Genomic DNA, 19,694 nt, shown 5'->3' with positions numbered 1-19,694 from the left:
ATCGCTGCGCGATGGGCAAGCGAACACCCGCGCTGCGCGCGGGTGTTGCGCTTCCGCTCCGCGGAAGCGCTGGCTGGACGCTGCTCGTCCAGCTCACCAACCCGGCTGCGCCGGGGTGGTGACGCTCCGTCCGCTGCGCTCCCGGAGCTGCGGTGGCCTGCGCTGCGCTCCAGCCGCCTAGTGGCGCTGCGCGCCACAGGACGGACCCGCTGCGCGGGCCCGTCAACGGGCCTTCGGCCCGAGCGCTTACAGGGACAGGGGTGTGGTGCTCCGGTAGCGGGCTGTCAGCAGACCGTGGACTCCGCCCCCTGCGGGCGGAGTCCACGCCCGGATTGACTCGCGGGAAGAGTGATGGGCTGGGCTCTCAGGCGGGAGCGTGACGGCGGGTGCTCGGCAGCTTGTGCGGGGCAGCGTGGTGCCCGGGCCGGCCTGTTGCGGGAACGGCGAGGTGCCGCAGGGCGAGGGTCGCGGTGACGAGCAGGGCGGTGAAGACGATCAGGAAGAGGACGGCCCGGGCACATTTGCCGGCTACCTGGGGCCTGCCAGCCGGTCCAGGCCGCGGACCCTGCCCACAGGAGGATGGCCGCAGCGTAGAAGGAGCGGATACGGCGCAGTTGCCGCGCGGCCCGCAGGAACTGGATGCGTTCGGTCTTCGGTGCCATGCGGCACCGTGTACCCGCGATGCGCGATGCACGCCGGAGGTCGGACGGGATCTTGAGTGGGGGCTCTGTCGAGGGTTTCGCGAGTCTGTCTCTCGATGTGATGCAGCATGTAGAGTTGGCGTAATGTGGGGACACCGGTAGCAGGGTCGGGGGCCGCTGCAGCTTCGGCGTCTTATGCCCGTGGTCCGTCCACTGATGTGATAGCCACGGCCCAGCAAGGCCGGTGGAGAAGGGAAGGGGCGCTATGGGTTCCGATGCGCTGTGGCGTAGCACTTGGCCTGAGGTGGAGCCGTGGACACCGGCGCATCAGGCCGTGGAGATGAGTGGCTACGAGACCCTCGCCGTGCTCCTGGGCGCTGGGGCGGACCCGGGCGAGGTGTGCTTCGAGCTCACGTTGCTGACTCATGCGATCGACCTGGAAGGCGACGGCCATGTGCAGGCGGATTACCCGCTGAACACCGCCTCCACGGCGATCCTGCTGGCCTACGGTGCCGATCCGCGCCTGCCGGCCATCGACGGCGAGACTCCCCTGCAGATCGCCGAGTACTACCACCACGAACCGGCCAAGCGGCTGCTCCAGCGCTCCTTCTCCCTCACCCCGGCCAGATCCGCAGGGAGCGCCGCGTGACGAATGATCGCGGGTCTTCGCCCCTCGGCCCGGACTCCGCTTACAGCGACGCCTCGATCTACGTGGACGCCGTGTCCGCCCCGCGGGTCGTGGGTTGGCTTCGAGACGCCCTCGGCTTCGTTGAGGAGGATGGTGCGGAGCTGACCGTCGGGCCGGTGCGCGTGGAAGCGAGCACAACGACTACAGCATCGGCCGACGGGCCCATCCCTTCGACTTCCTTCAGTGGCCGACCGTGCTGGAGTGCGAGGCCCCCGCGGGAACGCCGGACGAGGTGGTTCAGGCCGTCACGGCCGTGCTCGAAGCACTGTGGCACGGTGGCTTTAAAGCCGTCGCCGCCTGCGACTTCGAGGACGAGCTGCCCGCACGCGGCGGGATCGACAGGTACCCCTGCCCCGCCTCTACCACTGCCTCTGACGCGTCCGCAGTCTCGTCGGGGTCGTGGTGGAGGAATGTGATGTCATCCGGGAAAAGACAAGGATGAGTTCTGTGATCAGTCTCCGGGAACATCAGGTGACCCAGAAAGCAGCCATTCGAGAATGGGTCAGAATTTATGCAAGATCTTCTGTGCCGGGGCAGGGGGCCCGGGGCACGCTGGTGTCCGCCACGGGATCCGGTAAGACGATCACGGCTGCCGCGAGCGCGCTGGAGTGCTTCCCGGGCGGGCGGATCCTGGTGACCGTGCCCACCCTGGACCTGCTCGCACAGACCGCGCAGGCGTGGCGGGTGGTCGGTCATCGGGCGCCGATGGTGGCGGTGTGCTCGCTGGAGAACGACGCGGTGCTGAACGCGCTGGGGGTGCGCGCCACCACGAATGCGATCCAGCTCGCGCTCTGGGCCGGGTCCGGGCCCGTGGTCGTGTTCGCCACCTACGCCTCCCTGGTGGACCGCGAGGGCCCGGAGGACCCGACGGGCCGGCGGACGGTTCGCGGGCCGGTGGAAGCCGCTCTGGCGGGCGGGGAGCGGCTCTACGGCCAGCAGATGGCCCCGTTCGACCTCGCCATCGTGGACGAGGCCCACTCAACCGCGGGTGATCTTGGCCGTCCGTGGGCGGCGATCCACGACCATGCCCGCATCCCCGCCGCCTTCCGGCTCTACCTCACCGCCACCCCGCGGATCCTCGCCTCGCCCCGCCCGCAGAGGGGCGCGGGCGGGGTGGAGGTGGAGCTCGCGAGCATGGCCGACGACCCGGACGGCATCTTCGGGGCCTGGCTTCCCGGCGCCGAGCTCGGGCTCTCCGAGGCGATCGAGCGGGGCATCCTCGCCGGGTTCGAGATCGACGTCCTGGAGATCCGCGACCCCTCCCCCATCGTCGGGGAGTCGGAGGAGGCGCGGCGGGGCCGGCGCCTGGCGTTGCTGCAGACCGCGCTTTTGGAGCACGCGGCGGCGTACAACCTGCGTACGGTCATGACGTTCCACCAGAAGGTCGAGGAGGCCGCCGTTTTCGCGGAGAAGCTGTCGAAGACCGCAGCCGCGCTGTACGCGCGCGACGCCTCCGGCGAGGACCTGGCGGCCGCGGAGAAGCTGCCCGCGTCGTCGGCCGGCGCTTGGTTCTACGAGCTGGAAGCAGGACGCCACGTGCCGCCGGAGCGGGTGTGGTCGGCGTGGCTGTGCGGCGACCACCTCGTCACCGAACGACGCGAAGCCCTGCACGAGTTCGCCAACGGCATCGACGCCGAGGGCCGCCGTGTGCACCGGGCGTTCCTCGCCAGCTGTCGCGTGCTTGGGGAGGGCGTGGACATCACCGGCGAACGGGGAGTCGAGGCCGTCTGCTTCGCCGACACCCGCGGCTCGCAGGTCGAGATCGTGCAGAACATCGGCCGGGCTCTTCGGCTCAACCGGGACGGTTCCACGAAGGTCGCGCGGATCATCGTGCCGGTGTTCCTGGAGCCCGGCGAGGACCCGGCCGACATGGTCGCCAGCGCCTCGTACCGCCCCCTTGTAGCCGTGCTGCAGGGCCTGCGCTCGCATGACGAGCGCCTGGTCGAGCAGCTCGCCTCGCGTGCGCTCACCAGCGGCAAGCGCAGGGTTCACATCCGGCGCGACGAGGACGGGCGGATCATCGCGGCCGACGGCGGAGAGGGCGGAGGCGACCAGGATCAGGGCGGCACCGACGGTTCGGTCGAGTCGGCTCTGCTGCACTTCTCCACCCCGCGCGACGCCGCGACGATCGCGGCGTTCTTGCGCACCCGGGTCTACCGGCCGGAGTCGCTGGTCTGGCTGGAGGGCTATCAGGCGCTGCTGCGGTGGCGGAAGGAGCACCAGATCACCGGCCTGCACGCCGTCCCCTACGACACCGAGGTCGAGGTCGGCGTCACGAGGGCCTTTCCGCTGGGGCGGTGGGTGCACCAGCAGCGAAAAGCGCGGCGGGCCGGGGAGCTCGAGGAGCGGCGCAAGACGCTGCTCGACGCGCCGGAGGCCGGCACGGTCTGGGAGCCCGGCGAAGAAGCCTGGGAGACGAAGCTGGCGGTGTTGCGCTCGTACCACCGTGCGCACGGGCACATGGCCCCGAGGCAGGACGCCCTGTGGGGCGATCCCGCCGACGGCAAGCCTGTCCCCATCGGTCAGCTACTGGCGAATCTCAGGCGTAAGGGCGGCCTCGGCAAGAACCCCGAACGGGCGCGGACACGGGACGCGCAGCTGGCCTCGATTGACCCCGACTGGGACTGCCCCTGGCCACTGGACTGGCAACGCCACCACCGCCACCTCGCCCACCTCGCCGCCGACGAACCCGGCGGAGTCCTGCCCGACATCGCACCCGGCGTCCTCATGGACGGCGACGACCTCGGCAAATGGCTTCAGCGGCAACGCCGCAGTTGGGTGGAGCTCTCCGAGGGACAGCAGCAGCGGTTGACAGCGCTGGGCGTACAGCCCGCTGAGACGCCGGCACCCGCCCCGGCGCCCCAGCGTGCGACGAAGGGCCGCCCGGCCAAGGCGCAGTACGCGTTCCAACGCGGTCTGGCAGCCCTGACCCAGTACATCCAGCGGGAAGGCAGAACCGTCGTCGGGAGGGCACACGTTGAGGAGCTGCCTGACGGTTCGGCGATCAGGCTGGGTGTGTTCTTGAGTAACCAAAAGGCCAGGCGTGACCGGCTGGATGCGGATCAGCGGGCCGCCCTCGCAGAGCTGGGCTACACCTGGGCTGCAGAACGGTCCGGGCGCAGCTGATGTTCGCCGATGCGGCACGCGCCCAGTACCGGACGGGCTGATAAGCCGTTTGGTTCTGTATGCAGGATGCTGGGTGGGGCGGAGCGAGGGCGTGGCGGAGCGAGGGCGTGGCGGTCCGAAGCCGATTCGGTGGACGTGCTGTTTCGGACTGCGGGCGGGGCGACTGAGTGTCCGAGGCGGTCATGGGCGGCCGCCCACGTGGTCTTCGAAAACTGTCCGCCGCTGAAGCCTTCCCGGCCCGCAAAGGCAAGCGGCGGGCGCCGGGACGGTGGCGGTCGGCCACCACCGGGCCGCTGGTGCACTACGGGTCCGCAGCGGCGCGACTGCGTGGGGTGCTCCTCGACCGCGAATCCACGCGTCAGCGGGCCGGAACGCCCGGCCGCTTGGACTGCGGTGGCATGTGCCGAGCGGGGTGCGGGCGCATGCTCCTCAGCCGATGCTCCGGCCGGCCGATGGCCACGGGGTGCTCGCCGACTGCACAGGGGGCGGAGAGCTGACCCGGCGGCAGCGGTCTCTCGCTGCGGTAGTCGGAGAGATCTGTACGGCGGCGGGCCGGCGGTCGTGGGGGCTTGGGCCTCTCGACCCGATCTACCGACGCGATGTGGCCTGGCTGGCCGGACACCGGCACCCGCCGGACCACGGTGGTCGGTTGCCGGCTGCCGCCCTGCAGGAGGCGTTCGCCGAGCCCGCGCCGCCGTGGGAGGGCGTAGGCGGGGCCGGGAGTTCGGCGGGTTGTGTGTCCCGCGCTGTTCCATGCGCTGTGGGCGGGACGGCCGGCGGCGGGCCCGGGGGCGGCGGTGCAGGGGCGGATGCCGGTGGGGGCGCGGGCGGCACGGTGAGGGCCGGCCCGTATGCCGCGAACAGGCCGGCCGGTGCGGCGGCTGCGGGGCGGAGCGGCGCGCACTGGTGGGGTTCACCGGGATGCCCCCGTCGATCTCGCCGACCGCGTCGGCCGGCAGCGCCGACGGCACACGTGGACCCGCCGTCCTTCCGCGGCCCGTACCGCTCCGGCGGGACGGGCCGGGGCCGTTCCCGCTCCGCGTCCGGCAGAACACCGCGGTCCTCCAGTCCCACGTGCGGAGCATGGGCGGACCGGGCGACAGCCGCAGGACCGACCGGTCCGGCCGTTCCTACTTCTTCTCGCTGCCGGGGAGCCGGCCGGGCTTGTCGACGACCGCGCTCTTGAGGAGGGCCGAGCTGTCCAGGAGCGTCCCCGCCTCGGCGTAGGGCGTGTCCTTGGTCAGGCGGGTGGAGTGGCCGAGGTAGGTGAAGTCCTGTGTGCTGAAGACCCATTCGGTGACGACGCCGTTCTTCGTGTCGCTGCGGGCGATGCCCAGGCCCCGGCGGCCGACGGCGTCCTGGGCCCGAGGGGTCTCGGTGACGCCGGGGATCTTCGCTGCGGCCCGGTAGAGCGCGGCGGCCGTACGTGCCGGCATCACCTGGTCGAGGAGGTCGCCGATCTGCTCGAAGACGGCCTGGTCGCGTTCCCTGTTCTCGGCCTGCGGTGCCTTGGCGTACAGGTGGTCCAGCAGCCGGCCGGGGTCGGTCGGCAGCGAGGCCAGCCATTGGTAGGTGGGGCGGCTGAAGCCGGCCGGTGTGCCGTTCGTGTCGCCGAACTCGGCGTTGAGGGGCACGGTCTTGCCGTCGCTGCGGATCAGGCCCTGCTTCTGCACGGGCTCGGGGTCCTGGGAGAGCCACAGCTCGTAGTCGTGCAGCGGGCCGACGACGGCCTTCCCACTGGACAGGTCGGCTTCGCGGACCTTCTCCCTGACATAGGAGAACTGGTCGTCCCGCACCGTGGGAGTGTCACGCTTGCCCGCGGCGTCGGAGATCTGCCCGAGGAGAGCGGAGACGGGCTGCATGTCCGCGGCCGCGTCGGACGACGTGCCGGCGGCGGGCTTGCGGTCGCCGTCGTTCAGGGCGAAGGCCGCGGTCACGATACCGGCCAGGGCCAGCGCGGTCACGGGCGCCAGGAGTACGGGGCGCAGCCGTCGGCGCCCCGGCCGGGCAACAGCGGCGGGGGTGGTGGGGGCAGTGGCGGCGGCGGCGGTGGTGGGGGCGGCAGTGGCGGCGGCGGCGGCGGTGGCGGTGGTGGCGGCGGGGGCGGCGGTGGTGGCGGTGGTGGTGGGGGCGGCGGGGGCGGCGGTGGTGGGGGCGGCGGTGGTGGTGACGGTGGTGGAGGCCTGGTCGCGGTCGATGTGTCGCATCAAGAGGTCCTTGTGATGGAGGTGCCGCCCGCGCGGAAGGTCCCAGTCGGCCGGGGCCGGCAGCAGACGGGCAATCTCCTCGCGCTCGTCCGAGGGCTCGAAAGAAGCCGGGTTCGGGTTCGGCCTGCCGTTCATGTGAGTTCCTTCCGCACGGGCACGGCCGCGAGTGCAGCCGCACCTGTCATCTCTCCGCGGACGGTGGGCAGTTCCATGTTCTCCTCGGCAAGCCGGGCGAGCTTCTTGCGCGCGCGGGACAGACGGGACCGTACGGTGCCGACGCAGATGCCCAGCGCCTGAGCCGTCTGCCGGTAGTCCAGACCGGAGAACACGCACAGGGCGAGCACCTCCCGCTCGTGGCGCCGCAGCCGGCCCAGGCAGGCCTGAACGGCACGCAGCCGGCGCACGTCGTCCAGACGCCCGGCCGCCTCCGGTGCGAAGTCCTCCACCGCCGTGGCCTGCGGCCGGCGCGTCAGGAACAGCTGCCGCCGGCGCACGCTGCGCCGTGCGTTGTCCGCCTTGTGGGTGGCAATGCCCAGCAGCCACGGCAGCAGAGTGCCCCCCTCCTCGTGCACCGCGGCACGGTTGCCCCACGCGGCCAGGAAAGTCTCGGACATGATGTCCTCCGCCGCCGACCAGTCACCGGTCAGCCGCAGACCATGGTTGTACACCGCGCCGGCGAACGCCTCGTACAGCTCGGCGAACGCCTCACGGTCACCGGTGCGCACACGACGCCGCAGGTCGTTGTCTGAGTTCCTCACACCTTGTTCTCTCCACGCCCCCGGACGCGTTCCAGTGATCCACCTCACTCCCACACGGGCCGCCGTTCCCGCCCGAAGACGCCGAGAACAATGTCCCCCTTCGTCCTCCCGCGGCCACGGCCGTGCCAGTCCCCGGTCACCCTCGATCAGCCGAACTCATGGCACGAGAAACGCGGTTGCGGACGGCAGGCGGGCCGTCCAGTACGCCCCCGCGCCGGTCCCCGGGGGCAGTCTTCACGACGGGGCTCGCAACGCCTCGACCGGTTCCATCCGGGAAGCCCGCAGCGACGGATACACACCCGCCAGCAGGCCGACCACCGCGCCGACGACCGGAGCGCCGACGGCAAGCCGGCCGTCGAGTACGGGAGTCCAGTCCTTGACCGCCGACACGGCCACCACGACGACAACCCCCAGCGCGGCACCGATCACGCCCCCCAGCAGCCCGATCGTCGTCGACTCCAGGAGGAACTGAGCGGCGATCTGCCGGCGCGAGGCGCCCAGGGCACGCCGCAACCCGATCTCTCCGACCCGTTCCATCACGGTGACCAGCGTGACGTTGGCGATACCGAGAGCACCCACGATCAGCGAGACGAGCCCGAGGACCAGGAACAGACCGTTGACGTCGCCCTGGACACCCTTGCGTGCCCTCGACAGATCGGGCGGAGCCAGGACGGTGAGCGCCTTGGCGCTGCCCGGTGCCAGGGCGACGGGAGACTGCCGGGCTACCTGCTGCGCGGCACCGAGGGAAGTGTTGACCAGGACGCGGTTCACCGTGTCCAGGCCCAGACGGTCCCTGGCCGTCGTGGGCGGCAGGATCACCGAGGTGGACAGGCGCTGCTCACGCTCGATTCCGCCGAGGATCCCGATCACGGTGAAAGAAAGACCGTTGAAGAAAACCGCGGGCGCGTCCTCCACCCGGGTGACACCGAGCAGGCGAGCGGCCTGGTCGCCCAGCACCGCCACTCTGGCGCCGCGGGCGATGTCACCCCGGTCGTAGAACCGGCCGGCCGTGACCTCACCGCGCACCGCCACCGGCAGCGACGACGAAGCCGCGACAACCGCCAGCGTCTGGCCGGACAAGCCACCAGGCGTGACCACGTCGTTGGCCCGCACCTGCACGGCAGCCAGCTCGTCACTCTGCGCGAGCGCGGCGGACGACTCCACCCCGGCCAGCCGGCCGACGGCATCGACGTCGTCCCAGCCCACCAGCGGCACGGTCTCCGACGCCGGGGGCGGCGGCGGGACCACGACGGTGACCGACGTGGCGGCAAGCGCATCGAACCGGCCCACGATCTGGTGAGCGGCCGTCGACGCCACCCCGACCGTGACGACCAGCGTGCCGATACCCAGCACCGTACCCAGCGTGGTCAGCACGGAACGCACAGGGCGGGCCAGGACCCCCGACAATGCCTCCGTCCACAAATCCTTCGGATGGATCCGGGGACGCTCCACCCCCTTCCCCACACCGACAGCAGCAGCGGGAGCGGTGACGCGGTGACGGCGCTTCACGCGGGTTCCTCCACGAGCCGCCCGTCACGGATACGGACCCGCCGGCCGGCACACCGGCTGACCGCATCGTCATGAGTGATCACGACGAGGGTCATACCCTGGGCACCGAGCCGGTCGAAGAGCTCCAGCACCGAGTGCGTGCTCTCGCTGTCGAGATTGCCGGTCGGCTCGTCACACAGCAGCAGAGCCGGCTCACTCATCAAAGCCCGCGCGATAGCGACACGCTGACACTCACCACCAGAGAGACGATCCGGCCGGAAACCACTGCGATGGGACAAACCCACCCGCTCCAGCACCGCTCCGGCCCGCTCGGCACGCCGACGACGCCCCCCGCCCGCGCCCGGCCCGCGATACACCTCCCCCAACATCACATTCTCCTCCACACTCCGATAAGGAAGCAGATGAAAAAGCTGGAAAACAAAACCAACACTGCTCCCGCGCAGCGAGGTGCGCTGCCGGTCGCTGAGGGCCCCGGTCCTCACTCCGTCGAGCCAGTAGTCGCCCGAGGTCGGGGTGTCCAGCAGGCCGAGGGTGTTCAGCAGGGTCGACTTCCCCGATCCGGACGGTCCGACGATCGACAGGTGCTCTCCTCGCCTCACCGTCAGGTGCACGTCGCGCAAGGCGTGTACGGGCGGTTGGGAGTCGAAGACGCGGTGGACGCCGTCCAGTCTGATGACGTCGTCCCGGTCGGGCGCCTCGGTGGGGGCCGGCTCTGCGGTCACTGGCCGACCACCACGAGGTCGCCCTTCTTGAGCGCGCCGCCGTCCGGTTTCACCTCCACGAGCCCGTCGGCGGAGATGCCGAGGACGACATCGATGCGCCTCACCCGTCCGTCCCGCTCGACCCGCACGCGGGCCTGACCGCCCGCAGATGTCTGCACCGCGGCGACGGGTACGGCCAGAACCTTGCCGTCCGACTCGCCCACCTCGATGGTGACCGTCGCCGCGCCGCCCGTGTTCTCGGCGAGCGGGCCGGGCTTCGCGATGGTCACCTTCAGGGGCACGGGTTCCGAGGTGCCGTCGCCGGACGTTCCGCTGCTCTCGGACTCCCCACTCCCGGACTCCCCGCCGGGTTCGGCGTCCGGGCCCGTCCCGGTGTCCTCAGGTGTCGTGCCCGACCCTCCGATCTCTCGGAGCACACCCTCGGCCTCCTTGCCGTCCGCTGTGGTGACCCGGACGGTCATGCCTTCCCGCAGGGAAGCGGCGTCCGAACCCGGCACGACCGCTTCGACCACGACGTCGGAGCTCGTCACGGTGGCGACCTCTCCGTCCGGGGTGTCACCGGCGCGTACCTTGGCCTTGTCGACACGGACCGGAAGCCGCGGCAGGAAGACGATTTCTCCTGCGGGTACCTTGGTTCCGTAGCCGGCCTTGAAGGCGCTCAGCGCCGAGTTCGCCAGCTCCAGTTGCTTCTCCGCGGACTTGATGTGCAGGTTCCGGACCTTCTCCGAGTCCTTTCTGGGCGTACCGCCGCCGGGGGCCTGCTCGGCGTCGCCACGCGCGGTGAGCAGCGCGACCTGCGCGTCGGACACCGCGGTCTCCAGGTCTCCCAGCCTCTGCCGGTCGGCGCTGGTCGGCTCCTGCGCCGTGTACCCCTTGTTCCGGTACCACCGGCCGACCGCGGACGCCGTGCCCTGGCCGTAGGTCCCGGTGACGCCGCCCGTCGAGAAGCCCAGCCTGTTCAGAGCCTTCTGCAACTGCTTGACGTCGTCCCCCGAGGAACCGGGGCCCAGGGTGCGGTACATCGGTACCGACCCGCGCAGCACCAGCACCGGCCTGCCGCTCACCTGCATGAACACGTCGCCTTCCTTCAGCCGGCTTCCGGCCGAGGGCGCCTTGGTGACCCGCTGTGCTGCACCGTCCTCCTCGTCGCCCTCCTGGGAGGAGCCCACGGCGCCGGCCAGGGTGATACCGCGCGGGGAGCCGTACTCCAGGCTGCCCTGGGCCACCACGGTGGCGGTCAGTGTGCGCTGCTCGACCGGCACGGTCACCGGACCCGCCTTGGGCGCCCGCTGCGAGGCGGCGGCGTCGGCGGGCGACTGCATGCGGGTGCCGGCGAACCAGCCGCCCGCTCCGATCACGGCGACCGCGGCGACCGTCGCACCCAGTCGTCTGGTGCGGCTGCTTTGCTGTCTCCTGCGGCGCTTCACCCGTTGTTCCCCACGTAGGGGTTCTTGTCGTACTTGGGCCAGTACGCGGCCCTGAACTGCTTGCCGCACTCGAGGTCCTTGAGCGCGAGGTCGATCTCACCGGGAAGCTTGGCCAGTGCTTCTTCCTTTCCCGGCTGCCCGCCCGGCGGAATCTGGTCGGCCACCTGGAACTTCACCATGTCGGCGATGCTGGTGGGCTGAGTGGTGGTGACGGTGATGCCTTCCTTGCGCAGGCAGTCGGCGTAGGCCTGGGCGAGGGACACGAGTTGGGGGTCTCCGTTGAGCGCCTGCCCGGCCTGCTTGTCGCGTTCCTGCTGTTCCGCGATCTCCCGGTCCTGCTGAGCTTTCGACTTGGGCGGCCCGTACACCTTCCGTTCGGCCTGCGCGAGGCATCCGTCCTTGGGGGGACGCTGAATCACGCCGTTGGTCTTGCGGAGGGCGCGCAACCGTCCCAATGCCTTGTCGTACTTCTTCTGCTGCGCGGCGGGAAGGGAACTGCGGTAGGACTCGTTGGGGTTGCTCTCCTCTTCCGGCAGGGCCACGGCCGGGTCGTTGGGATAGACGATGCGCGAGTAGGTACCGAAGCCGTACTTCTCCCGGTACTTCTTCGCCAGGCCGTAGTCCTTTCCCTCGCCCGCGTTCATGTCCTCGTTCGGTGTGATGCCGGGAACCGGTGTGTAACTGAACCCGCGCTTCTTCATACAGGCCGCTATCGCGTTCTCGGTCAGGTAGTAGTTCTTCGTATCCGGGTCGGCGTCCTCCGGGACGGTCAACTCGCCTCCCGGCGCGGCCGACGCACTGTCTCCGTCCCGGGCGGCGCCGCCCTGGGTCTCTCCGGGGGAGGACGCGCCGGAGTCGCTCTGGCCGCAGGCCGACAGGGCGACCAGGCCCGTAGCCGCGAGCGCCGTCAACGTACTGCGTAGTCGCAAGGGGATCACTTGTCCGTTCGATGGGGGACGTCGTGCGGCGGTCCGGCCCCGTGACATCGCCGCACAGGGGAAAGGCGCTGGCCCAGCCGCTTTCCTGCACGGCCGGCTTGTGACGTCCACCACATTTCACGGAGTCGGGGCCGCCGCACCCCGGCCGTCACCCGGTTACAGGGGCAAAGGCAGGCGGCGCGGGCCGCCCGCCCGGCCCGGAGAACATGACAGACGAGGAGCACAGCGCATGCGGATCAGTAGCGCGGCGGAACGTGAGTTCGGTGAGTTCGTGGCGACCCGCCGGCCGGCTCTCCTGGGCTACGCCCGCACCCTGGCGGGCGGGGACCGTCACACGGCCGAGGACCTGGTGCAGGAGGCACTCGTCAGGCTGTGGCTGGTCTGGCCCCGGATCGCGCACGGCGCACCGGAGGCCTACACCCGGCGGATACTGGTGCGTGCGGCCGCACGCGCCGCCGGACGGTGCTGGCGGGGTGAGCAGCCCACGGAGAGAGTGCCGGAGCCTGCCTCCGCAGCCGACTCGGCAGACCTGGTGGAGGCCCGCCTCGGGCTGACGGCCGCACTGACCCATCTGCCGCGACGGCAGCGGACGGCCGTGGTGCTGCGCCACTACTGCGACCTCCCGGAGAGGCAGGTCGCCGACGACTTGAACTGCGCCCCGGGGACGGTCTCCTCGCTCGCCTCACGGGGCGTGGCGACGCTGCGGTCACTGATCGGCGGCGCCGACGCGGGCTTGGCGGCGTGAGCGGTGGGCCGGGCGCTCACCTCCGTCGCCCACGGCACGGACACACTCGGGGCAGGGGGCGGGCCGGGGCCCGTCACGACGCGGTCGCCGGGCACCCGGAGCGCCCGGGACGTCTGTCCCGGGCTCGGGCGCGAGAGTGAAGGGACACCGGTGAAAGGCTCGTCGTCGGACTTCGAGGCCTTCGTCGCGGCACGCGGTCCACGGCTGCTGCGCGCGGCCTGGCTGCTGACGGGCGACGCCCACCTGGCCGAGGACCTGGTGCAGACGGTACTGGCCAAGCTGTGGCCCAAATGGCACCGGATCGCCGACGGCAATCCCGAGGCCTACGCCCGCAAGGCCCTGGTCAACACCTTCTCGTCGTGGTGGCAGCGACGGTGGAGGGCGGAGGTTCCGCACCACGAAGTGCCCGCGTCGGCCGCGGCGGACACGTACGCGGGGGTCGACCTGCACCACTCGCTCGCCGCCGCGGTGCGTGCCCTGCCGACCCGGCAGCGGGCGGTGATCGTGCTGCGCTACTTCGAGGACCTGAGCGTCGAGGAGACCGCCGGGATACTCGGCTGCCGCCCGAGCACGGTCAAGAGCCAGGCCGCCAAGGCACTGCGCACGCTGCGCGACTTGCCGGCCCTGCACACGCACGCGCAGGAGGGAGAGCACGGTGTACGACGCTGACGAACAGGACGTGCGGGAACGGCAGTTGCGAGAGTTGCTGGAGCGCGCGGTGCCCAGCCTGCCGGCTCCGGCGGACCGCATGCGCCGGGTTCACCGGCGGGTGAGGGCCCGCAGACGACGGCGCGCGGCCTGGGCGGCGGGCGTGGCGTGCGGGACGGCAATCGCCCTGCTCTACGGCTCCCTCGTCATCCAGCCGCTGCGAAATCAGGTCGCCGCGCAGTCCCCGCACAGTCATCGGACCCACCTCGCGGACGGAGCACTCAGTCTCGATCTGCCCAACGGCTGGTACGCGCGCGAACCTGCGGACCGGTCCGCCACCGCCGGCGTCTATGTCGCCAACAGGACTTTGCCTGCCACATCGTGTCGCATCGTCATCGACACGGACGACTACCGCTGCCCGCCCTTGACCGGACTTGCCGAGGGAGAGGCTCTGATCTTCCTCCGTCACGCAGAAGTCACGGAAGCCTTCGACTCGGACACGGCCCTCGAGCCCAGCTCGTACTCACGGCCGGGCAAGGGCTGCCGTACGCTCGGAGGGGACCAGGAGTGGGTCGGCGCCGGGAGTGTGTTCCTACTGGGCTCCGACCGGATAGAAAAATTCCCCTTCGTTCGTGTCTGTCTCAGGGACGCGTCGGACACGACTCTCGCCGAGGTCAAGGCCATCATCAACAGTGCGGCCTACGACGACACCACGTCGACAGAACCGCGAGGCGCGGCCGACGGCCGTGATCTGAGGCGGTAGATCGACACTCGCCCGGGGTCACGACACCCAGTGTGGTGCCGGGCATTCCGGCGCTGCCGCTGGTGGGCACGCGTGCGCCTGCCCCGCCCGCCTGCCGAGGGGCCGGCGGGCAGGCAGGCGCACGGCGGGCCGACGCGGTGGCGGGACCGGCCCGGGGTCCGTCTCTACGCCGGTCGGCGCTGCCCGGCGGTCAGAGTGGGCTGTCCGCTCCGATACGCAGCCGGACCATGTCGACCACGTGGTCCGCCGCGTCCACCACGACCGGGTCGTGCGTGGCGACCACGGTCACGCAGCCGTGGCGGCGGGTCGTCGCGGCGAGCAGCTCCACGAGGCCGGCCGCCCGTTCCCGGTCGACCGCGGCCGTCGGCTCGTCGACCAGCAGGACGTCCGGTTCGAGCAGCAGTGCGCGTGCGAGGGCGATGCGCTGCCGTTCCCCGCCGGACATCTGGTCGGCCCGGTGCCGCAGCCGGTGCCCCAGACCGACCTCGGACAACAGTTCGGTGGCGCGGGCGCGTACCGCTCGCGGTGAGCGGCCGGCGACGGACGCCGCGGCCAGCAGTTGCTCGAGGGCGGTGAGACCGCTGAGGAGGTTGCCGCTCTGGAAGACGTAGCCGATCCGCTCCCGGCGCAGCCGCGCCTGCTCGGCGGGAGACAGTCCCGCGATGTCCTCGCCCCCGAGCAGCACCCGGCCCGCGTCCGGCCGCAGCAGGGCGCCCGCGACGGCCAGCAGGGTGGACTTGCCCGACCCGGAGGGGCCGACCAGCGCGGTCAGGGCGGCGGGCGCGAAGCTCACGGTCAGCTCGCTCAGCGCGGTGACGCGGGACTCGCCGCGGCCCAGTCGTACGGTGACGTCGAGAAGTTCGAGGCTCATCGGCCGGCTCCCAGCATGGTCATCGGGTCAACGGTGGTCACCTTGCGCAGCGTGACGGCGGTGCCGGCGAGGCCGACCAGGACGACCGTCGCCATGGTGGCTACGAGTGCTCCGGCGGGAAGGCTGAAGGGGACCGCGGAGCCGACCACCAGGCCCAGCACCGCGGCCAGCGCCGCTCCGAGCACCGCACCCGCCGTCACCACGATCGCGGCCTGCGCGAGGGTGTGGCCCAGCAGTCGCGCCCGCGAAGCGCCCATCGCCCGCAGCAGGGCGAGTTCGGGGCGGCGCTGTATGGTCCACACCGCGAAGAAGGCGCCCACGACGAGCGGTGCGATGGCGTAGAGGAACGCCTGGATCGACGTCATCGTCAGACGTTCTCCGGTGTAGCCCGGAGCGGCGGCGTACGCGTCCTCGACGGTCACGGTCCGGGTGGTCAGGGCCCGGTCCGCCGCGGTGAGATCCGCTCCGGCTCCGGCCTGGAGGGCGACCGCGCTGTACTGGTGCGGCGGCTCGACGTCGGCGGCCCGTGTGCCGGGGGTGGCGAAGCGGATGCGCTGCCAGGTCTCGACGGGCAGGTAGGCGACGGGGACGTGCCCGTACGAGGAGCGCCCGGTCGTGCCGGTCACCTCGAGTTCGAGACCCAGGCGGTCGACGGTCAGGGTGTCGCCGACGCGTACGCCGTCCTTCACCAGCTGCTGCGAGACGACGACGCCGGACGGCCCGCCGGCGGACAGGGCCGTGCCGGAGGCGGCGCCGGGGTCGAGGAAGGAGCCGGGCTCGACACCGAAGGCGGCGAAGTCCACCTCCACCTTCCGGTCCGTGGTGCCACGGGCGATGGAGACGCCGAGCGGGGTGGCCTCGACGCCGTCGCGCTCGCGCCAGCCGTCCAGTTCCGCCTCGCCCACCAGGCTGCGGGCGAACTGGTCGGAGTCGGCCCCGCGGTCGAAGGCGAGGTGGGTCGCGGGGAGTCTGCGCAGCGCGGAGATGGTGTCGTCGCCGAGTCCGGTGGTGAAACCGCTGACGATGCCGACGAGCGCGGCGACGAGGACCACGACGCTACCCATCAGGAGAAAGCGGCCACGGGCCGCCTTCAGTTCGAGCAGAGCCAAGTACACGGGAAGGCCTTCCCAGGAAGAATGTTGGGGACACTGTGTCCCCAACATAGAAGATGGCGACACGGCGTCCCCAAGTGGGGGTCCCTCCGTCCCGGGCCGGCCGCCTCCTACACTGACGACGTGCCCAAGATCCGTGCAGCCTCCGTCGCCGACCACCGGGCCCAGCAGCGTGCCGCGCTGGTCGCCGCGGCGCGCGAGATCCTGGAGGAGGGCGACGCCTCGGCCGTCACCTTCGCCACGGTGGCCGCCCGTACCGGACTGGCCCGCAACAGCGTCTACAAGTACTTCGCCGACCGCGGACAGCTGCTGGCCGAGGTCGTGCGGGAGGCCGCGCCCCGCTGGACCTCCCGGATCCGCGCCGAGATGGCGGACGCCCAAACCCCCGAGGAAGCCGTGGCCGCCTACGTGCGGGCGCAGCTGATCCTGGTGCGGGACGGGGAGCACCGCATCGCCCAGGCGCTGGCCGGCGACCGGGACGCGGCCGTGCTCAGAGAGGGCGCGGCACAGGCCCACGCGCAGATCCTGGAACCCCTGATCACCGCGCTCACCGACCTCGGGGACGACACCCCGCACCGCACGGCGCGCCTGCTCCAGGGCTTCGTCAACGCGGCCACCACGGCGGTGGAGTCCGGCGACGACTTCGACGCCGTGACCCGGCGGGCGGTCCGTCTGGCCACGGGAGCGGTGACCTCGCTCGCGGGACCGCGGTGACCCGGCCGGCGGCCCCACCGACGGCGGTTATCGACGCGGTCTGACGCGCTGGAGGTCCTGGCCGACGACGACCCTGCCGTCGTAGCCGCGCTGCGCCCACCGCTTCCACTTGCGCGGGTCGATCGGGTTCGCGGCGACCTCGGAGATGTGCGAGAGCACGAGCGTGCCGACGTCGGCGCGCTGGGCGATCGGGCCGATCTTCTGGACCTCCACGTGGGACTGGAGGAGGTGGTCGACGAAGACCTCGGGCGCCTCGAGGCCCTCGACGCTGATCGCCTCGTGCACGAGGATGTCCGAGCCCCTGGCCAGGGTGATCACGTTGTCGCTGTACGTGGTGTCGCCGGAGAAGGTGACCGAGCCGTGGTCGGTGTCGAAGCGGTAGGCGAACGAGGGGAACACCGGTCCGTGCGGCACCAGGATCGCGGAGACCCTGACCCGGTCGTCCTCCATCACCACGAACGGCTTCATCGGCGGTGCGGTGTTCGTGTGGTCGGCTCCGACCTCGGGCAGCTCGATCTCGTGGACGTCGGCGAGCCCCCGGACGTCCTGGATGCCCATGTCGCGCAGGAACACGTTGGTGCTGTACGCGTACGCGGCGTGGCACCGGTCGGTCAGCGCGGCCAGGCCCGGGGTCGGGTCGTCCGGTGCCACCGTCGGGGCGTCCCCGCCGCCGAACTTCGGCGGGAGCCCTCCGGCCGGGCCGGGGCCGTGGACGGGGACCGGGCCGGTGAGCCGGTCGCCCTCCTGGTTGGGGACGCTTCCGCCGAGCAGGAAGAAGTTGTAGTAGTCGGCGACGTGGTCGGCATGCAGGTGGGTGATGAAGATGCCGCTGAGGGACGCCAGCGTGAGACCGGCCCGTATGTACTGGGTGACGGCCGAGCGTCCGCAGTCGACGACGTACGTGGCACCGTCGACGACGAGCGCGCTGGAGATCCCGGCCCTCAGCGGGTCCACCGGTGGGCCCGCCTTGGTACCGAGCAGCACGAGCTCCAGGGGGTCCCAGTGCGCTCCGCCGGGGTGGCCCGAAGCTCCGGACCGGGTGTCCGCCGCCGCCGGGCCCGCACCGGCCAGCCCGAGAACCACCGGGGTGACGCCGAGAGCGGTCAGCACGGAGCGCCTGCCGACGCCGTGCCCGCCCTCGACGGGAGCTTCGGAACCGCACAGATCACACATGGTCATCCGCCTTGCCGGGTGAAGGGGTTGAAAGGTGAGAGACGAAAAGGCGCGCCGAATCGCCGGAAGACTTGCACGGGAATTCGGGTCCGGCAATGGGGACGAGAAATCAACCGAGTGGAATGTGGTGCAGGTCACGCTGGGTCGGGGCCGTTTCCGGGGAATCGCGCCCAGGCGGCTCGGACATCCCATACACGTTCCCTTGGAGGGGTCCATGGTTTCCTGTATGGCGGCGGGCGTGGTCGGGTTCGTTGACAATTCCTGAGGGGCGTGAAATGCACACGGGCATGGACTTTCGTCAGCTGGAGTACTTCAGAGCCGTCGTCGGGGCGGGTTCCGTTTCGCAGGCCGCCAAGAATCTCGGGATGACGCAGCCGCCGGTGAGTCACGCCATCGCCAAACTGGAACGCGAGCTGGGAGTGCGTCTGCTGGAACGGACGGCGAAAGGCGTCCACCCCACCCAGGCCGGGCTCCACCTCCTGGCCACCGGCGAGCGTCTGATCGCCGACCGCAACCGGGTCGTCGAGACGCTGCGCCTGATGGGCGAGGGTGCGGTCGGCGACCTCCACCTCGGCGTGGAGCCCATGGTCATCAACGAACTCATCGCCGACGTACTGGCGGAGTTCCTCGAGCAGGCGCCCGGGGCGCGCGTCAGCCTGGCCGACGTGACGCCCGACGTCATCGTCCAGAGGATCCTCGCCGGCGAACTCGACATGGGGTGCATCCCCTTCGGCCCGCACAAGTTCGCCGGGTTCGTCGCGGACGGCTGCGACTGGCGGCCGATCCTGGACATCCCGATCAAGCTCGCGGTCCCCAGGTACCGCGCGGCGGAGTCGCATCCCGACGGCAGGGGCTGGGGGCGCTGGATCCTGCCCGCCCGGATCCCCGCCTTCTCCGGCATGCCGGACGCCGCCGAGAAGGCCCTGGCCGGGGATCCCTCGTTCGGGGTCCTCGAGGTCTCCACGCCCCAGACCGCGCTCGCCTTCGTCGCCGCGGGCCTCGGCGTGGCCCCGGTGACCGAACGCATCGCCGGCCGCAGCGACTCCGTCGCCCTCCTCGACCCGCCGAGCTGGCTGCCGCCCATGCAGGCCACCCTCCTGTGGAAGCGCGGCGCGGAGGTGACCCCGCTGATGAGGCGGTGGATCGAGGCGACCCGCACCATCGCGGAGCACCGCCGGGCCATCGCGCCGTGACCCGGACCGTCGCGCCATGACCCGGACCGTCGCGCCATGACCCAAGCCATACAGGGAACCGCACAGCCCCCCTTCGCGCCTGGTATGGAAAGGCCGGCGGAATGCGAGCGAAAAGCCCGGGGAAATTCTTGATTGACTAGTGACGCGCGTCACACGAGGTCGAGTGTTCCGTGTGTCACCCGTCCGCCTGACGCAGGATGAACCTGCTGGTCAGAGACGTGCACCGGCGCAGTCCCGGGGCGGCGCCCAGGACCCCGGACGCCCGCACCGGTCCCTCGGCACCCTTCACGGAAACCCTTGCCGCCCTCCGTACGACCGTGCCAGTCTCCTCGGCAATTCGACGGCGCAGGCGGCTTCGGATCGGCACGGGAAATGGCCCGGCACTCGATCGCTGCCCGCGTACTGGTTGCGCGAACCGACGGCTCGGCCCGGTTCCGTGAACGAAAAGAAGGGGCCGGT

The 19,694-nt window shown here is 71.3% G+C and carries 16 protein-coding genes; 7 read left to right on the top strand and 9 right to left on the bottom strand.

The annotated features are described in order from the left end of the window. Window positions 1-981 precede the first annotated feature (981 nt). Window positions 982-1,290, top strand: coding sequence for an ankyrin repeat domain-containing protein (locus OHA99_RS37110; protein WP_366471724.1), 309 nt, complete (start codon window positions 982-984; stop codon window positions 1,288-1,290). A gap of 477 nt (window positions 1,291-1,767) precedes the next feature. Beyond that, window positions 1,768-4,455 (top strand): Helicase associated domain protein, encoded by a 2,688-nt coding sequence (locus OHA99_RS37105; protein WP_331727662.1) that lies wholly within the window; start codon window positions 1,768-1,770, stop codon window positions 4,453-4,455. Between the two features lie 1,130 nt (window positions 4,456-5,585). Here OHA99_RS37105 and OHA99_RS37100 read toward each other — a convergent pair. The 6 genes from OHA99_RS37100 to OHA99_RS37075 form a co-directional block, all read right to left on the bottom strand. Then, window positions 5,586-6,797 (bottom strand): CU044_5270 family protein, encoded by a 1,212-nt coding sequence (locus tag OHA99_RS37100; RefSeq protein ID WP_331727664.1) that lies wholly within the window; start codon window positions 6,795-6,797, stop codon window positions 5,586-5,588. Beyond that, window positions 6,794-7,399, bottom strand: a complete 606-nt coding sequence (locus OHA99_RS37095) for an RNA polymerase sigma factor (protein WP_153182130.1) — start codon at window positions 7,397-7,399, stop codon at window positions 6,794-6,796. Before OHA99_RS37095 ends, OHA99_RS37100 begins: the two co-directional genes overlap by 4 nt. Window positions 7,400-7,654: 255 nt before the next feature. Then, the gene (locus tag OHA99_RS37090) at window positions 7,655-8,857 is read right to left on the bottom strand and encodes an ABC transporter permease (RefSeq protein ID WP_331728242.1); all 1,203 of its coding nucleotides are present in this window, start codon (window positions 8,855-8,857) and stop codon (window positions 7,655-7,657) included. A gap of 68 nt (window positions 8,858-8,925) precedes the next feature. Then, window positions 8,926-9,651 carry an ABC transporter ATP-binding protein gene (locus OHA99_RS37085; RefSeq protein ID WP_331728203.1) on the bottom strand — a complete coding sequence of 242 codons (726 nt, stop codon included), beginning with the start codon at window positions 9,649-9,651 and terminating at the stop codon, window positions 8,926-8,928. Continuing rightward, complete coding sequence (locus OHA99_RS37080; protein ID WP_331728200.1) at window positions 9,648-11,078, bottom strand: peptidoglycan-binding protein; 1,431 nt, start codon at window positions 11,076-11,078, stop codon at window positions 9,648-9,650. Before OHA99_RS37080 ends, OHA99_RS37085 begins: the two co-directional genes overlap by 4 nt. Further along, window positions 11,075-12,007: a hypothetical protein gene (locus tag OHA99_RS37075; protein WP_331728197.1), complete on the bottom strand. Its 933-nt coding sequence runs from the start codon at window positions 12,005-12,007 to the stop codon at window positions 11,075-11,077. The genes OHA99_RS37080 and OHA99_RS37075 overlap by 4 nt, the downstream gene beginning before the upstream one ends. Window positions 12,008-12,245: 238 nt before the next feature. On the opposite strand from OHA99_RS37075, the gene OHA99_RS37070 reads away from it, so the two are divergent. The 3 genes from OHA99_RS37070 (at window position 12,246) to OHA99_RS37060 (ending at window position 14,172) form a co-directional block, all read left to right on the top strand. Then, the gene (locus tag OHA99_RS37070) at window positions 12,246-12,761 is read left to right on the top strand and encodes a SigE family RNA polymerase sigma factor (RefSeq protein WP_331728194.1); all 516 of its coding nucleotides are present in this window, start codon (window positions 12,246-12,248) and stop codon (window positions 12,759-12,761) included. A gap of 150 nt (window positions 12,762-12,911) precedes the next feature. Beyond that, window positions 12,912-13,430, top strand: coding sequence for a SigE family RNA polymerase sigma factor (locus tag OHA99_RS37065; RefSeq protein ID WP_165687709.1), 519 nt, complete (start codon window positions 12,912-12,914; stop codon window positions 13,428-13,430). Continuing rightward, window positions 13,417-14,172, top strand: a complete 756-nt coding sequence (locus tag OHA99_RS37060; protein WP_331728189.1) for a hypothetical protein — start codon at window positions 13,417-13,419, stop codon at window positions 14,170-14,172. Before OHA99_RS37065 ends, OHA99_RS37060 begins: the two co-directional genes overlap by 14 nt. A 190-nt stretch (window positions 14,173-14,362) precedes the next feature. On the opposite strand, the gene OHA99_RS37055 is transcribed toward OHA99_RS37060, so the two are convergent. After that, complete coding sequence (locus tag OHA99_RS37055) at window positions 14,363-15,043, bottom strand: ABC transporter ATP-binding protein (protein ID WP_331728186.1); 681 nt, start codon at window positions 15,041-15,043, stop codon at window positions 14,363-14,365. Beyond that, window positions 15,040-16,158: an ABC transporter permease gene (locus OHA99_RS37050; RefSeq protein WP_331728183.1), complete on the bottom strand. Its 1,119-nt coding sequence runs from the start codon at window positions 16,156-16,158 to the stop codon at window positions 15,040-15,042. The genes OHA99_RS37055 and OHA99_RS37050 overlap by 4 nt, the downstream gene beginning before the upstream one ends. A gap of 120 nt (window positions 16,159-16,278) precedes the next feature. On the opposite strand from OHA99_RS37050, the gene OHA99_RS37045 reads away from it, so the two are divergent. Further along, window positions 16,279-16,869, top strand: a complete 591-nt coding sequence (locus OHA99_RS37045; protein ID WP_331728180.1) for a helix-turn-helix domain-containing protein — start codon at window positions 16,279-16,281, stop codon at window positions 16,867-16,869. A 27-nt stretch (window positions 16,870-16,896) separates the two neighbouring features. Here the strand turns inward: OHA99_RS37045 and OHA99_RS37040 are convergent, their stop codons facing one another. Then, the gene (locus OHA99_RS37040) at window positions 16,897-18,042 is read right to left on the bottom strand and encodes an MBL fold metallo-hydrolase (RefSeq protein WP_405699176.1); all 1,146 of its coding nucleotides are present in this window, start codon (window positions 18,040-18,042) and stop codon (window positions 16,897-16,899) included. A gap of 275 nt (window positions 18,043-18,317) precedes the next feature. Between OHA99_RS37040 and OHA99_RS37035 the strand changes: the two genes are divergently transcribed. Beyond that, window positions 18,318-19,235, top strand: coding sequence for a LysR family transcriptional regulator (locus OHA99_RS37035; RefSeq protein ID WP_331728175.1), 918 nt, complete (start codon window positions 18,318-18,320; stop codon window positions 19,233-19,235). Window positions 19,236-19,694 lie beyond the last annotated feature (459 nt).

The organism is Streptomyces coelicoflavus, assembly GCF_045041415.1.
GTDB lineage: Bacteria > Actinomycetota > Actinomycetes > Streptomycetales > Streptomycetaceae > Streptomyces > Streptomyces coelicoflavus.
The sequence above is the reverse complement of the archived record's forward strand: the minus strand, read 5'-3'. Positions and strand labels throughout refer to the sequence as shown.

Excerpts from the sequence above, each read along its gene's own strand:
- OHA99_RS37110 (WP_366471724.1), top strand. The coding sequence starts at position 982 with ATGAGTGGCTACGAGACCCTCGCCGTGCTCCTGGGCGCTGGGGCGGAC.
- OHA99_RS37105 (WP_331727662.1), top strand. The coding sequence starts at position 1,768 with ATGAGTTCTGTGATCAGTCTCCGGGAACATCAGGTGACCCAGAAAGCA.
- OHA99_RS37100 (WP_331727664.1), bottom strand. The coding sequence starts at position 6,797 with ATGAACGGCAGGCCGAACCCGAACCCGGCTTCTTTCGAGCCCTCGGAC.
- OHA99_RS37070 (WP_331728194.1), top strand. The coding sequence starts at position 12,246 with ATGCGGATCAGTAGCGCGGCGGAACGTGAGTTCGGTGAGTTCGTGGCG.
- OHA99_RS37055 (WP_331728186.1), bottom strand. The coding sequence starts at position 15,043 with ATGAGCCTCGAACTTCTCGACGTCACCGTACGACTGGGCCGCGGCGAG.
- OHA99_RS37040 (WP_405699176.1), bottom strand. The coding sequence starts at position 18,042 with ATGTGTGATCTGTGCGGTTCCGAAGCTCCCGTCGAGGGCGGGCACGGC.
- OHA99_RS37035 (WP_331728175.1), top strand. The coding sequence starts at position 18,318 with ATGCACACGGGCATGGACTTTCGTCAGCTGGAGTACTTCAGAGCCGTC.